Origin of the sequence: Salinivibrio sp. ML198, from assembly GCF_001996015.1 — a bacterium.
Classification (GTDB): domain Bacteria; phylum Pseudomonadota; class Gammaproteobacteria; order Enterobacterales; family Vibrionaceae; genus Salinivibrio; species Salinivibrio siamensis.
Map to the genome: position 1 here is coordinate 45,515 of NZ_MUEZ01000021.1, position 14,048 is coordinate 59,562.

Annotated in this window: 11 protein-coding genes; 1 reads left to right on the top strand and 10 read right to left on the bottom strand. The window is 51.0% G+C overall.

The features are described 5' to 3' along the window. Positions 1-98: 98 nt before the first annotated feature. Entirely contained in the window at positions 99-869 is a 771-nt protein-coding gene (nudC, locus tag BZG25_RS13880; RefSeq protein WP_046074516.1) for an NAD(+) diphosphatase, read from the bottom strand. Between the two features lie 144 nt (positions 870-1,013). Here nudC and BZG25_RS13885 point away from each other — a divergent pair, with 144 nt between their 5' ends. Beyond that, positions 1,014-1,499 carry an Rsd/AlgQ family anti-sigma factor gene (locus BZG25_RS13885; RefSeq protein WP_046074515.1) on the top strand — a complete coding sequence of 162 codons (486 nt, stop codon included), beginning with the start codon at positions 1,014-1,016 and terminating at the stop codon, positions 1,497-1,499. A gap of 157 nt (positions 1,500-1,656) precedes the next feature. On the opposite strand, the gene rpoC is transcribed toward BZG25_RS13885, so the two are convergent. The 9 genes from rpoC to BZG25_RS13930 all read right to left on the bottom strand — a co-directional run. Next, on the bottom strand, positions 1,657-5,871 hold the full coding sequence (gene rpoC, locus BZG25_RS13890; protein WP_046074514.1) for a DNA-directed RNA polymerase subunit beta': 4,215 nt from the start codon (positions 5,869-5,871) through the stop codon (positions 1,657-1,659). An 83-nt stretch (positions 5,872-5,954) separates the two neighbouring features. Continuing rightward, complete coding sequence (gene rpoB / locus BZG25_RS13895; protein WP_046074513.1) at positions 5,955-9,980, bottom strand: DNA-directed RNA polymerase subunit beta; 4,026 nt, start codon at positions 9,978-9,980, stop codon at positions 5,955-5,957. 229 nt (positions 9,981-10,209) lie between these two features. Next, the gene (rplL, locus tag BZG25_RS13900; RefSeq protein ID WP_046074512.1) at positions 10,210-10,578 is read right to left on the bottom strand and encodes a 50S ribosomal protein L7/L12; all 369 of its coding nucleotides are present in this window, start codon (positions 10,576-10,578) and stop codon (positions 10,210-10,212) included. Between the two features lie 57 nt (positions 10,579-10,635). Continuing rightward, a complete protein-coding gene (gene rplJ, locus BZG25_RS13905) occupies positions 10,636-11,124 on the bottom strand; it encodes a 50S ribosomal protein L10 (protein ID WP_046074511.1) in 489 nt (162 codons plus the stop codon). 229 nt (positions 11,125-11,353) lie between these two features. Then, the gene (gene rplA / locus BZG25_RS13910) at positions 11,354-12,058 is read right to left on the bottom strand and encodes a 50S ribosomal protein L1 (RefSeq protein WP_046074510.1); all 705 of its coding nucleotides are present in this window, start codon (positions 12,056-12,058) and stop codon (positions 11,354-11,356) included. Between the two features lie 4 nt (positions 12,059-12,062). Then, the gene (gene rplK, locus BZG25_RS13915; RefSeq protein WP_046074509.1) at positions 12,063-12,491 is read right to left on the bottom strand and encodes a 50S ribosomal protein L11; all 429 of its coding nucleotides are present in this window, start codon (positions 12,489-12,491) and stop codon (positions 12,063-12,065) included. A gap of 122 nt (positions 12,492-12,613) precedes the next feature. After that, the gene (gene nusG, locus BZG25_RS13920; RefSeq protein ID WP_025744447.1) at positions 12,614-13,159 is read right to left on the bottom strand and encodes a transcription termination/antitermination protein NusG; all 546 of its coding nucleotides are present in this window, start codon (positions 13,157-13,159) and stop codon (positions 12,614-12,616) included. A gap of 11 nt (positions 13,160-13,170) precedes the next feature. Beyond that, complete coding sequence (gene secE / locus BZG25_RS13925) at positions 13,171-13,542, bottom strand: preprotein translocase subunit SecE (RefSeq protein ID WP_025674747.1); 372 nt, start codon at positions 13,540-13,542, stop codon at positions 13,171-13,173. Between the two features lie 226 nt (positions 13,543-13,768). Further along, a partial coding sequence (locus tag BZG25_RS13930; protein ID WP_198535233.1) for an elongation factor Tu occupies positions 13,769-14,048 on the bottom strand: 280 nt, incomplete at its 5' end.

Consider the following 14,048-nt stretch of genomic DNA (forward strand, 5'->3'; position numbering starts at 1 on the left):
TCATTTAACCGCATGTTACAACCGACCCATAACGACAATAGGTCTACGAAAGACAATATGTTCGCATCTTACCCCGGCTCCCCTACGGCCGGGTTTTTTTATGCCTGCGCCAAGGTGCAACTGGCCTCAATCAAGCGTCGGGCAATCGTCCCCCTTGGCGCCACTGGCGGTAGGGCGTCGCAATCAAACCATTGTGCGTCACTGAGCTCTTCGTAGTCAGGCTTTAACTCACCGCCCGCATACTCTGCTAAAAAGCCCATCATCAAATTAGAGGGAAACGCCCAAGGCTGGCTATCCATATAACGGATATTTTTAACCTGAATCCCCGTCTCCTCCTCGACCTCGCGCGCCACACACTGTTCGAGCGTTTCTCCGGGCTCGACGAACCCAGCAATCACGGTATACATCCCGGTTTTATGCCTTGGATGTTGTGCCAGTAGTAACCGCTTATCATCGCGCACCGCCACAATCACACACGGCGAGACACGCGGATAATCGTGACGCTGACAGTTAGCGCACCGCATCGCCACCGCCTGAGCGTCGAACGCAGTGCGCTGACCACAACGACCACAGAATGCTTGCTGCTGGCGCATATAATCGAGCTGAACCACACACCCCACTAACGCAAATAAGTCGGCTGACAGGAAGGGAAGTAAGTCTCGTAAACCCGCCATCTCATCATGGGGAAGCATCGGGTTACAATTAAATACCCCCACGACGGGCGTGTGCTGATAATCACCGACTGTTACGGTTTCACCGCCAGAAAAGGGTAACTGCGACAAGGGGATACATGGCAGCTCCCCTTTGGGTAGCCAGAGTTTGCCCTTGGTAATCGCGCACACATAGACGGCTTGTTGATTCTGAGACATGGTCACTTCCTTAGCCTTGCAGCTATACTTGAATACTGGCAATCTAGCTTTATAACGTGATGCAAAGGATTGAGCAGCCCGTTAATTTTCAGCTGGCCTTTTATAGTGCCATTCATTCGCTGATCGATCACGAGGATACCGATCATGCTGAGACAACTCGAACGAACCAAAGCACAATGGAGCGGTTACGACGAGGTTATCGATTACTGGCTCGAGCTACGTCGCCAACTGTTGGTGGAGTATTACAATGTGGCCGGCGTGGCCGCGAAAAAGAAGCAAGCCTTGCCAACCAAAGCCGAGCTTGACCGTTTTTGTGACTACCTAGTCGATTACATCTCCACCGGTCACTTCAAAATTTATAACATGGTCATGGAGCGTTGGCAGTCGACAGGCTTCTCTGCCACCAAAGAGACCGACAACCTCTATTTCCGTATTGTCGATACGACCGATCCACTGTTGGACTACAACGATAAATTTAGCGCGATCGACCTCGACGATGATGATTATGACGCCACGGATTTCGATCAAGATATGTCTGCGATTGGCGAGTGGTTAGAGCAGCGTTTTGAGTTAGAAGATACCCTAATTCGCGTCATTGCCGACAGCCTTGCTCACCCACCGGGTGCGTAAGTCAACCTGCCTGTCAGCTGTATAACGCCGCCAACCTAGGCGGCTTTTTTGTTGCTGTCGTCACTGACAACCCCACACGCCAGATAAACAAAAGGCACCTCCGAAGAGGTGCCTTTTTATTTCGCTGTGGGCGTTGATGTTATCAACGCTTCCACGCTTAGCTATCGTCGTTCAGACCCGCGTTCAGTAGCGCAGCAAGATCTTGCGAAGCTTGCTCTGCATCGACCTGAGGGGCTACTGGCTGCTCTGGCTCGGCACGTTTTGCTTGACGGTCTTTGTGATACGCGAAGCCGGTACCGGCTGGGATCAGACGACCCACAATCACGTTCTCTTTCAGACCACGCAAGTCATCACGCTTACCTGCCACGGCTGCTTCAGTCAGCACGCGCGTGGTTTCCTGGAACGATGCCGCTGAGATGAATGACTCAGTCGCCAACGAGGCTTTGGTGATACCCAGCAGATCACGACCAAAGGTCGCCGGCTGCTTGCCTTCCGCTTCGAGATCACGGTTAGCAATCATCACACGTGAGTATTCCACCTGCTCGCCTTCCAAGAACTCCGTATCACCGGCAGACTTAATGGTCACTTTACGCAGCATCTGACGCACGATGGTCTCGATGTGCTTATCGTTGATCTTAACACCCTGCAGACGGTAAACGTCTTGGACTTCGTTAGTGATGTATTCTGCTACCGCGTGAATGCCACGCAAACGCAGAATGTCGTGTGGTGATTCAGGACCGTCTGCGATCACATCACCTTTCTCGACTTTTTCACCTTCGAATACGTTGAGCTGACGCCATTTTGGAATCATCTCTTCGTAAGCTTTACCCTCTTCTGGCGTGATAATCAGGCGGCGCTTACCTTTGGTTTCTTTACCGAAGGAAACAGTACCTGTGATCTCTGCCAAGATAGCAGGCTCTTTTGGCTTACGTGCTTCAAACAGGTCAGCAACACGTGGTAGACCACCAGTGATATCCTTGGTACCGCCGCTTTCTTGCGGGATACGAGCAAGGGTGTCACCAATACCAACGCTTGCGCCGTCGTCCAGTTGAACGATCGCTTTACCAGGCAAGAAGTACTGAACTGGCATATCAGTGCCAGGTACCATCACATCGTTGCCTTGTGCATCCACCAACTTCACCGCAGGACGCTTGTCTTTACCGGATGATGGGCGCTCAGAGGCATCCATGACCACGATAGAAGACAGACCCGTAAGCTCGTCCGTTTGACGCTGCATAGTCGCACCATCAATCATATCCACGAAGCGAAGGCTACCTTCTACCTCAGTGATGATTGGCATGGTGTGTGGGTCCCAGTTAGCCACCACGTCGCCGGCTTCAACGGCTTCGCCGTCTTGCTTGCTCAGCATGGCACCGTAAGGGACTTTGTAGCTCTCTTTGGTACGGCCAAACTCATCCACAATGGTCATCTCTGACGCACGCGAGGTAATCACTAGCTTACCGTCGCTATTGGTCACAGATTTCACATTGTGCAGGTGCATAGAACCTTTGTTCTTCACCTGGATGTTGTTTTCTGCTGCTGCACGCGATGCCGCACCACCGATGTGGAAGGTACGCATGGTCAGCTGTGTGCCCGGCTCACCGATAGACTGTGCGGCGATAACACCCACAGACTCGCCGTGGTTAACCAAGTGACCACGTGCCAAGTCACGGCCGTAACAGTTCGCACAACAACCAAAGTCAGTTTCACAGGTCACGACAGAGCGCACTTTTACCTTGTCGACAGAGTGGTGCTCAAGAATGTCACACCATTTCTCGTCCAACAGGGTGTTACGTGGCGCCAGCACTTCTTCTGTGCCCGGCTTAAGCACATCTTCAGCCACGACACGACCCAGCACACGCTCACGCAGGGCTTCTTTTACGTCGCCACCTTCGATAACCGCCATCATGTGGATACCACCTTCGGTACCACAATCGGTTTCGGTCACCACCACGTCTTGGGCAACGTCAACCAGACGACGTGTCAGGTAACCTGAGTTCGCTGTCTTCAGTGCGGTATCGGCGAGACCCTTACGCGCACCGTGCGTAGAGATAAAGTACTGCAGTACGTTCAGACCTTCGCGGAAGTTCGCCGTGATTGGCGTTTCGATGATAGAGCCATCTGGCTTCGCCATCAGACCACGCATACCCGCCAGCTGACGGATCTGTGCGGCAGAACCACGCGCCCCGGAATCGGCCATCATGTATACGCTGTTGAACGAGCTTTGCGTCTCTTCTTCACCGTCACGGTTAATCACTGTCTCATTAGACAGGTTATCCATCATGGCTTTCGCGACTTGCTCGTTCGCCGCCGCCCAAATATCGATCACTTTGTTATAGCGCTCACCAGCGGTCACCAGACCCGACTGGAATTGCTCTTGGATTTCCGCAACTTCGCTTTCAGCCGCTTCAATCAGATCGTATTTCGCTTGTGGGATCACCATATCGTCGATGCCGACAGAGGTGCCCGATAGCGCGGAATAGGCAAAACCTGTGTACATGATTTGGTCAGCAAAGATAACCGTATCTTTCAGACCCAGCTTACGGTAGCACGTGTTGAGCAAATTAGAGATTTGCTTTTTGCCTAGCGGCTGGTTAACCAACTCGTAGGGCAGGCCGTCTGGAACAATAGTCCACAGCATGGCACGACCGACGGTGGTATCGACGAGCGCTTCTTTCTCGGTGCGTGCACCCATCTCATCGATATCGATTTGCTTGATGCGCACTTTTACACGGCTATGCAGTTCAGCATGACCGGTACGGTAAACTTTTTCAGCTTCGCCTGGGCCTGCCAGGTACATGCCTTCGCCTTTGCCGTTCACCTTCTCACGGGTCATGTAGTAAAGACCCAGTACCACGTCCTGAGACGGTACAATGATAGGATCACCCGATGCTGGCGAAAGAATGTTGTTGGTTGACATCATCAACGCACGCGCTTCGAGCTGGGCTTCCAGCGTCAGCGGTACGTGAACCGCCATCTGGTCACCATCGAAGTCGGCGTTATAGGCCGCACACACCAATGGGTGTAGCTGAATCGCCTTACCTTCGATAAGCACAGGTTCAAACGCTTGGATACCCAAACGGTGAAGTGTTGGTGCACGGTTTAGCAGGACAGGGTGTTCACGGATGACTTCATCCAAGATATCCCATACCACGGCTTCTTCGCGCTCAACCATCTTCTTGGCCGCTTTGATGGTGGTCGCTAGACCACGAGTCTCAAGCTTGCCGTAGATAAACGGTTTAAACAGCTCTAGTGCCATTTTCTTTGGCAGACCACACTGATGCAGGCGCAAGTATGGACCCACGGTAATCACCGAACGGCCAGAGTAATCAACACGTTTACCCAGCAGGTTCTGACGGAAACGACCCTGCTTACCTTTGATCATGTCAGCCAGCGATTTCAGCGGACGCTTATTCGAACCGGTGATCGCACGACCACGACGGCCGTTATCCAGCATAGCATCCACAGACTCTTGCAGCATGCGCTTTTCGTTGCGCACGATGATGTCTGGGGCAGCAAGATCAAGCAGGCGCTTCAAACGGTTGTTACGGTTGATCACGCGGCGATACAGGTCGTTAAGATCTGACGTCGCAAAGCGACCACCATCCAACGGTACCAATGGACGCAGATCCGGCGGCAGCACAGGCAGCACGGTCAGGATCATCCACTCAGGGTTGTTACCTGATTGCAAGAAGGATTCAACCAGCTTCAAACGCTTGGTGATCTTCTTACGCTTGGTCTCAGAGTTGGTCTCTTCGAGCTGCTCACGCATTTGTTCTGTCTCAACCGACAGATCCATGTTCGCCAGCAGTGCTTTGACTGCTTCAGCGCCCATGCGCGCGTCAAATTCGTCGCCCCACTCTTCGAGTGCGTCTAGATATTGTTCTTCAGACATCATCTGACCACGCTCGAGGTTGGTCATGCCTGGTTCAATAACAATGTACGACTCAAAGTAGAGCACGCGCTCGATGTCACGCAGTGGCATGTCCATCAGCAAGCCGATGCGCGATGGCAGCGACTTCAGGAACCAAATGTGGGCAACAGGAGAAGCCAGCTCAATGTGACCCATACGCTCACGGCGTACTTTGGTCTGAGTAACTTCAACGCCACATTTTTCACAAATGACGCCGCGGTGCTTGAGGCGCTTGTACTTACCGCAAAGACACTCATAGTCTTTGACCGGGCCAAAGATACGTGCACAGAACAAACCGTCACGTTCAGGCTTAAAGGTACGGTAGTTAATGGTTTCTGGCTTTTTCACTTCACCAAACGACCATGAACGAATCATGTCAGGTGAGGCAAGACCGATCTTGATTGAATCAAATTCTTCGGTCTTATGTTGTGCTTTCAGAAACTTAAGTAAGTCTTTCACAATCGGCTCCTGTGAGGAGTTGACCCATAAAGGCGCTGACCGGCAGCGCCTTCATATTCTTACCGGAGAGAGTAGCGCGTGGCTTACTCGTCTTCCAGCTCGATGTTGATACCCAACGAGCGGATTTCTTTCAGCAATACGTTGAAAGATTCCGGCATGCCCGGCTCCATACGATGGTCGCCATCAACGATGTTTTTATACATCTTGGTACGGCCATTAACGTCATCCGACTTCACGGTGAGCATTTCTTGCAGGGTATAGGCAGCACCGTATGCTTCCAGTGCCCATACTTCCATCTCACCGAAGCGCTGACCACCGAACTGTGCCTTACCACCCAGCGGCTGCTGAGTGACCAAGCTGTAAGAGCCTGTTGAACGGGCGTGCATCTTATCGTCAACAAGGTGGTTGAGTTTCAGCATGTACATGTAACCCACGGTTACTGGACGCTCAAACTTCTCACCCGTGCGGCCATCGTAAAGGTCAAGCTGACCTGACTCTGGCAAATCACCCAGTTTCAATAGCTCTTTGACAACCGGCTCAGGCGCACCATCAAAGACAGGAGACGCGGTTGGCAGACCATCACGCAGGTTATTGATCAACGTGCGAACTTCCTCGTCAGTCAGTTTACTGATGTCCACTTCCTGACGGGTCTCACCCAGATCATAGACCTTCTGCAAGAACTCACGGAATTTCGCCAGTTCCTGCTGCTCTTTGAGCATGCGATTGATCTTGTCACCAATACCTTTCGCCGCCAGACCCAAGTGCGTTTCTAGGATCTGACCGATGTTCATCCGCGAAGGAACACCCAGTGGGTTCAGCACTAAGTCAACAGGCTCGCCTGACTCGTCGTAAGGCATATCTTCGATCGGGTTGATCTTAGAGATAACACCTTTGTTACCGTGACGACCGGCCATCTTATCGCCTGGCTGAATGCGACGTTTCACCGCAAGGTAGACTTTAACAATCTTCAACACGCCTGGGGCAAGGTCATCACCTTGAGTGATCTTGCGACGCTTGGTGTCGAATTTCTTATCAAAGTCGGCTTTGATTTCGTCGTATTGCTCAGCCAATTGCTCAAGCTGGGTTTGCTGTGCTTCATCATCCAGCGTTTGCGTCAACATGGTCTGACGATCCATGCCGTCGAGCTGGTTGTCGGTATAACCGGCTTGAGAAAGCAGTGTGCGAACACGCGCCATCAGACCGCCTTCAAGGATAGAGAACTCCTCGGTCAGGTCTTTCTTGGCTTCTTTCAACTGCATTTCTTCGATTTCGAGTGCACGCTTGTCTTTCTCTACGCCATCGCGAGTAAAGACTTGTACATCGATAACCGTACCAGACACACCATTCGGTACACGCAGTGACGAGTCTTTCACGTCAGACGCTTTTTCACCGAAAATGGCACGCAGCAGCTTCTCTTCTGGTGTCAGTTGTGTTTCGCCTTTTGGCGTCACTTTGCCGACCATGATATCGCCGCCTTTCACTTCGGCACCGATATACACAACACCTGACTCATCCAGCTTAGACAGCGCAGCTTCACCCACGTTTGGAATATCCGCGGTGATTTCTTCGCTACCCAGCTTGGTGTCACGCGCCACACAAGACAGCTCTTGAATGTGGATAGTGGTCAAACGGTCTTCCTGAGCAACACGCTCAGAAATAAGGATGGAATCCTCAAAGTTGTAACCGTTCCACGGCATAAACGCGATACGCATGTTCTGACCCAGTGCCAGCTCGCCCAAGTCAGTCGATGGGCCGTCAGCCAGTACATCACCTTTTGCCACTTCGTGGCCCGGCATCACTGTTGGACGCTGGTTAATACAGGTGTTCTGGTTAGAACGTGTGTATTTGATCAAGCTGTAGATGTCGATACCGGCTTCGCCTGGTACCAGTTCATCTTCATTCACTTTCACTACGATACGTGAGGCGTCAACGGACTGAATGGTACCGCCACGTTTTGCTACCGCGGTAACACCCGAGTCAACGGCGACGTTACGCTCGATACCCGTACCAACCAGCGGCTTTTGCGCACGCAATGTTGGCACGGCCTGACGTTGCATGTTCGCGCCCATCAAGGCACGGTTCGCATCGTCATGCTCGAGGAACGGGATCAGAGAAGCAGCCACCGATACGACCTGGTTGGTCGCAACGTCCATGTACTGGACATGGTCTCGTGGGTGCAAGCCTGATTCGCCTGTCTTACGGGCCGTGATCAGTTCGTCAGTGAATGAGCCATCTTCATTTAACGCGGCGTTTGCCTGCGCAATGACGTAGTGACCTTCTTCAATCGCTGATAAGTAATCGATTTGATCCGTCACTTTACCGTCAACGACTTTCCGGTAAGGTGTTTCGAGGAAGCCATAAGCGTTGCAACGCGCAAACGCAGACAGTGAGTTAATCAGACCGATGTTCGGCCCTTCCGGTGTTTCGATCGGACAAAGACGACCGTAGTGCGTCGCATGAACGTCACGCACTTCAAAGCCGGCGCGCTCACGCGTCAGACCACCTGGACCCAAGGCAGAGATACGACGCTTATGCGTCACCTCAGACAATGGGTTGTTTTGGTCCATAAACTGTGACAGCTGCGAAGAACCAAAGAACTCTTTCACTGCCGCAGAGATAGGCTTGGCGTTAATCAAGTCTTGTGGCATCACGTTATCGAGATCGCCCAAGCTCAAACGCTCTTTAACGGCACGCTCTACACGTACCAAACCAACACGGAACTGGTTTTCTGCCATTTCACCCACAGAGCGAATACGGCGGTTACCCAGGTGATCAATATCGTCCACTTCACCAATACCGTTACGGATATGGATAAGTTTACGCATCACCTCGATGATGTCTTCTTTGCTCAGTACGCCAGGCCCGGTGAGGTCGTCACGACCCAACGAGCTGTTGAACTTCATACGACCAACAGATGATAAATCATAGCGGTCATCTGAGAAGAACAGGCTCTCAAACAGTTGCTCGGCTGCTTCACGCGTTGGCGGCTCGCCAGGACGCATCATGCGATAGATTTCGACTAGCGCCGTGAGACGATCCGTGGTGTTGTCGATACGCAAGGTATCGGACATGTACGGGCCATGGTCCAGGTCATTGGTAAACAGGGTTTCGATACGTTTGTGACCTGCTTGCGACAACTGCGCCAGTGTCTCCAGGCTGACCTCTTGGTTAGCCGAGACAATCACTTCACCTGTGTCCTGATTGACATACTCACGCGCAGAAATCTTGCCCGCAATGTACTCAACTGGCACTTCGATGTGATCAACGTTATCTTTCGTCAACTGACGGATATGACGTGCAGTGATTCGACGACCCTGCTCCACGTAGACTTTACCGTCCGCTTCGATATCAAAGCTGGCGGTTTCGCCACGTAGACGCTCAGGCACCAGTTCCATCACCAGAGACTTGCCTTTTACTTCGAAAACAACTTTTTCGAAGAACAGGTCTAGGATCTCTTCAGTGGTGTATTCCAGCGCACGCAGAATAATCGAAGCTGGCAGCTTACGACGACGATCGATACGAACGTATACGATATCCTTAGGATCGAATTCGAAATCCAACCATGAACCACGGTATGGGATCACGCGTGCGTTATATAGCACTTTTCCTGAGGAATGGGTTTTACCCTTATCGCTGTCGAAAAAGACGCCCGGACTACGGTGCAGCTGGGATACGATAACCCTCTCAGTACCATTGATGACAAAGGTACCATTTTCAGTCATGAGCGGAATTTCGCCCATATAGACTTCTTGTTCTTTGATGTCTTTAACGGTACCAGCCGGGGCATCCTTATCAAACATCACCAAGCGCAGTTTGACGCGCAGTGGGGCCGAATAGGTTACGCCGCGAATTTGGCATTCTTTGACATCGAAAACTGGCTCACCGAGACGATAGCTAACGTATTGCAGCTCGGAATTGCCGTTGTAGCTCTGAATTGGAAAGACAGAGCGAAAGGCAGCTTCAAGACCGTATTGCCCTTCTGGATCCTGCTCGATAAAGTTCTTAAAAGATTCAAGCTGGATCGACAGCAAGTATGGCACGTCCAGAACTTGCGGACGCTTACCAAAATCCTTACGGATACGCTTTTTCTCGGTATAAGAGTAAACCATAGGGTTCCTCAGCTCGCTGATAAGTGACCCAAACTGTCCAGTACAAGGGACAGTGACTAAACAACCACCGTTTAGTGTAGGAAAATCAAAGCGCTTGCTTTGATTTTTTTTGCATGGTCAGCAGTGATAAAACGGGGTGAAAATTTCACTACTGCCCTACAGCGCAAAAAGGCCGGTGGCTTTTTAGCCACCAGCCAATGCCTTTTCAGGCTAGGAAATTAAGTATAAATTACTTAACTTCAACAGAAGCACCAGCTTCTTCTAGCTGAGCTTTAAGCGCGTCAGCTTCTTCTTTCTCAACACCTTCTTTCAGAGGTGCAGGCGCGCCGTCAACAAGCGCTTTCGCTTCTTTCAGGCCTAGACCAGTTGCGCCACGTACCGCTTTGATAACGGCTACTTTGTTCGCACCCGCTTCAGTTAGGATAACGTCAAATTCGGTTTGCTCTTCAGCCGCGCCGCCTTCAGCAGCACCGCCAGCAACAACGGCTGCTGCCGCTGATACGCCGAATTTTTCTTCCATAGCTTCGATAAGCTCAACAACTTGCATTACAGACATGTCTGCAATTGCGTCTAGGATTTGCTCGTTAGTGATAGACATAACAATTCTCTTTAAAGTCAACAATAAAAGGATTAAGCAACCAAATTAAACGGGCGATTAGGCCGCGTCTTTTTGATCGCGAACAGCGGCGATAGTACGAACCAGCTTGCCGGCAGAAGCTTCTTTCAAGCCCATCATTAGGCGTGCAATTGCTTCGTCGTACGTTGGCAGTGTCGCCAGTACCTCTGGGTCAGTGATCGCGCCTTCGAATGCAGCAGATTTAACCTCAAACTCTTTGTTTTCTTTTGCGAAGTCTTTGAAAAGACGCGCAGCGGCACCTGGGTGCTCGTTAGAAAACGCAATCAGAGTTGGGCCAACAAAAGTGTCTTGCAGACACTCATACTCAGTGCCTTCAACTGCACGGCGAGCCAGTGTGTTACGCACAACTTTCATGTAAACGCCCGCTTCACGCGCTTGTTTACGTAGAGAAGTCATTGCGTCAACGGCAACACCGCGAGAATCAGCAACTACTGCAGACAGGGCTCCACTGGCAGCTTCGTTGACTTCAGCAACAATTGCTTTTTTGTCTTGAAGGTTTAAAGCCATTTGGATTTGCTCCTGGATTGTTTAACACCACTCTCTACAGCCTTGCAGAGAGAGCTTGTACGGTGCAGATCCAAGAAAGACGAGAAATCTATCATGTTCTGGCACCGTCTACGTAGGAAATATTAAGTTCGTAATGAACGCCTACGGTCTTGGACGAAGTTTGCCGTGGCAAACTCAGCCATAAAATTGTCAAGCGAGAGAGTATAAACTACTCACTCGCTTGTCGCAATTAGTTAACGCTTGCTTCCAAAGAGTTCTGGTCTAGAGAAACACCAGCACCCATGGTTGTTGAAAGGCTAACTTTCTTGATGTAAGTACCTTTAGCTGAAGTTGGCTTCGCCTTCTTCAGTGCCACCAACAGCGCTTCCAGGTTTTCTTTCAGGCTGTCTGCGTCAAAGTCAACTTTACCGATGGTGGTATGAACGATGCCGTTCTTGTCGTTACGGTAACGAACCTGACCTGCTTTCGCGTTTTTAACCGCTTCAGCAACGTTAGGCGTGACAGTACCCACTTTCGGGTTTGGCATCAGGCCACGTGGGCCTAGGATGGTACCTAGCTGGCCAACAACGCGCATTGCGTCTGGTGAAGCGACGACGACGTCAAAGTTCATTTCGCCTTTCTTCACTTGCTCAGCAAGATCTTCCATACCTACGATATCAGCACCCGCTTCTTTCGCCGCGTCAGCGTTCGCACCTTGTGTGAACACAGCAACACGGATGTCACGGCCTGTACCGTTAGGCAGTACAGTCGCGCCACGAACGTTTTGGTCTGATTTACGAGCATCGATGCCAAGGTTGACAGAAACATCAACACTTTCAACGAATTTTGCAGTCGCCAGTTCCTTCAGTAGAGCAACGGCTTCGTTGATGTCGTACTCTTTGGTCACATCAACTTTTTCGCGGATTACGCGCATGCGCTTAGTCATTTTAGCCATTGTCTTAACCCTCTACGTTCAGGCCCATTGAACGGGCAGTACCCGCAATGGAGCGTTTCATCGCTTCGATGTCCGCACCGGTCATGTCTGCCGCTTTGGTTTCTGCGATCTCTTGGATCTGCGCGTCAGTCACGGTACCCACTTTTTCAGTGTTCGGACGACCTGAACCAGATTTCACGCCTGCTGCTTTCTTAAGAAGAATCGCGGCTGGCGGAGTCTTGGTTACGAAGGTGAAAGAACGGTCACTGTATACAGTGATAACAACTGGAGTTGGTAGACCTTTCTCGATAGATTCGGTCTTCGCGTTAAACGCTTTACAGAACTCCATGATGTTCACACCGTGTTGACCCAGAGCAGGACCAACCGGTGGCGATGGGTTAGCTGCACCCGCTGCAACTTGCAGCTTGATGTAAGCTTCTACTTTCTTTGCCATTATTCAATTACCTTATTTTGGGTACTAACGTCTATCTTGCGATAAACTCCCCGTTTAACAAAAGGGCGCGAAATTATAGTCAAATTTCGCGCCCTTGCCAACCATTAGCGGTGCTTTTTTGATCAGGTTTTTTCTACCTGACCGAATTCCAGCTCAACAGGGGTCGCACGGCCGAATATAGACACCGAGACTTTAAGGCGGTTCTTATCGTAGTCAACTTGCTCTACGACACCATTAAAGTCTGCAAACGGTCCTTCGGTCACACGCACCACTTCGCCCGCTTCAAACACGGTTTTATGAACCGGAGACTCGCTCGCTTTTTCTAAGCGATTGAGAATAGAGTCCGCTTCTTTATCAGAAATAGGTGCTGGGCGATCTGAGGTGCCACCAATGAAACCCATCACACGTGGCACACCACGTACCAAGTGCCAAGATTCATCGTTCATCACCATTTGGACGAGCACATAACCTGGGAAGAATTTACGCTCGCTCTTGCGACGTTGTCCCTGGCGCATTTCAACCACTTCTTCGGTTGGCACCAAGACTTCCCCGAAATAGTCTTCCATTTCGTGCATTTTGATATGTTCGCGCAGTGACTGCGCAACACGGCTTTCAAAACCAGAGAAAGCCTGGACCACATACCAACGTTTTTTGGGAGCTTCGCTCATGTACTTTTACCTCACACGCCAGTGATTAGGCGGACTAGACGGACCATGATTCCGTCAACGCCCCACAAGATGAGCGCCATAACAACAGTAACAGCCAGAACGATGAGAGAAGTCTGTAAAGTCTCTTGGCGGGTTGGCCAAATCACTTTACGCACTTCCATACGCGATTCGCGTGCAAACGTGATCGCAGCTTTTCCTTTCATCGTGAGTGCAGCGACACCACCGGCAGCGGCAACCAATACCACCACGGCAGCAGCTCGCACTACCACAGACACGTCACTGTACAGGCTATTCCCTATCACGGCTGCGGCCAATAGGACAAAAACAACACCCCATTTAAGGATGTCCATCGAACCGGATTGGGTCTCAGCGTTCGCTTTCATACATTCTACCTGTAACAAGTCTACATAGACGGCAGTGCCTTTTCAGCCATCCACAATCAGTGTTTGGCAAAGGCGCATGGTGACCATAACGTCTCAATCAAGCACGATACGATCACTAAACTCTGCGCTTGCTAACGACTGCTGGCTAAATTCACACCAATAGGAGCGTCAAACGCAGAAAAAGGGCATCAAATGATGCCCTTTTTACTAGTGTTTCGTCAAATCATTATTCAATGATGTTAGCAACAACACCAGCGCCTACAGTACGGCCACCTTCACGGATAGCGAAACGTAGGCCTTCGTCCATCGCGATAGGTGCGATGAGCGTAACAACCATCTTGATGTTGTCACCAGGCATTACCATCTCAACGCCTTCTGGCAGCTCGATAGTACCGGTTACGTCAGTCGTACGGAAGTAGAACTGTGGACGATAGCCTTTGAAGAACGGCGTATGACGGCCACCTTCGTCTTTGCCCAGTACGTATACTTCTGACTCGAACTTGGTG

Coding starts and splice junctions, on each gene's coding strand:
- rplJ (WP_046074511.1), bottom strand. CDS start 11,124: ATGGCTTTAAACCTTCAAGACAAAAAAGCAATTGTTGCTGAAGTCAAC.
- rplK (WP_046074509.1), bottom strand. CDS start 12,491: ATGGCAAAGAAAGTAGAAGCTTACATCAAGCTGCAAGTTGCAGCGGGT.
- rplA (WP_046074510.1), bottom strand. CDS start 12,058: ATGGCTAAAATGACTAAGCGCATGCGCGTAATCCGCGAAAAAGTTGAT.
- rplL (WP_046074512.1), bottom strand. CDS start 10,578: ATGTCTATCACTAACGAGCAAATCCTAGACGCAATTGCAGACATGTCT.
- BZG25_RS13885 (WP_046074515.1), top strand. CDS start 1,014: ATGCTGAGACAACTCGAACGAACCAAAGCACAATGGAGCGGTTACGAC.
- rpoB (WP_046074513.1), bottom strand. CDS start 9,980: ATGGTTTACTCTTATACCGAGAAAAAGCGTATCCGTAAGGATTTTGGT.
- nusG (WP_025744447.1), bottom strand. CDS start 13,159: ATGAGCGAAGCTCCCAAAAAACGTTGGTATGTGGTCCAGGCTTTCTCT.
- secE (WP_025674747.1), bottom strand. CDS start 13,542: ATGAAAGCGAACGCTGAGACCCAATCCGGTTCGATGGACATCCTTAAA.
- nudC (WP_046074516.1), bottom strand. CDS start 869: ATGTCTCAGAATCAACAAGCCGTCTATGTGTGCGCGATTACCAAGGGC.